This is a genomic window from Vibrio sp. 2134-1, from assembly GCF_033339495.1.
Map to the genome: position 1 here is coordinate 1 of NZ_JAWOUS010000932.1, position 523 is coordinate 523.

General features: G+C 42.1%; 1 pseudogene. It reads right to left on the reverse strand.

Annotation, left to right across the window (positions count from 1 at the left end):
* A pseudogene (locus R7R78_RS29330) lies at positions 1–523 on the reverse strand (hypothetical protein); the annotation flags it as partial.

Consider the following 523-nt stretch of genomic DNA (forward strand, 5'->3'; position numbering starts at 1 on the left):
CAGCAACAGGTTTGAGTTTGTATTTGTAAGCGGCAGAATCATATTCAAAGTACGAGTCATCGTAATGTGGATACATGGCTTTTTCAAACCAATCCCCGCTTGGGTTATCGACAAATTTAATCTCTGGTTCAGCGTGACTTTCAACAAAAGAAGGCGTGTATTGATAGGTCACTTCAAAGAGATGCTCTTCCATGTCCGGCTTGGTAAGTGAATCAAAAGCTCGCCCCACAGATTTCTTGATTTTGTTAATCGAGTCAGGATGAGTTAAATAGATTTCAATTAAACCATGCCCTGCAATGTCTGCTGTGCTTGGCGCTATAGCGGTATTCGGTACAGGGACAGAGCCAATTCCCGTTAGTTGCAGGCCATTAATAACAAGGTCAGAGGTTGATAAAATATAGTCACTATCAGGGGTTAATGTTGGCGAGGCCGGCGCAATATGAACCACGTGAATATTATCAGCGTCGTATCCTAATTGAGAAACAACATACTTGTAAGATTGGTTCACCCATAAGTTTCCTTG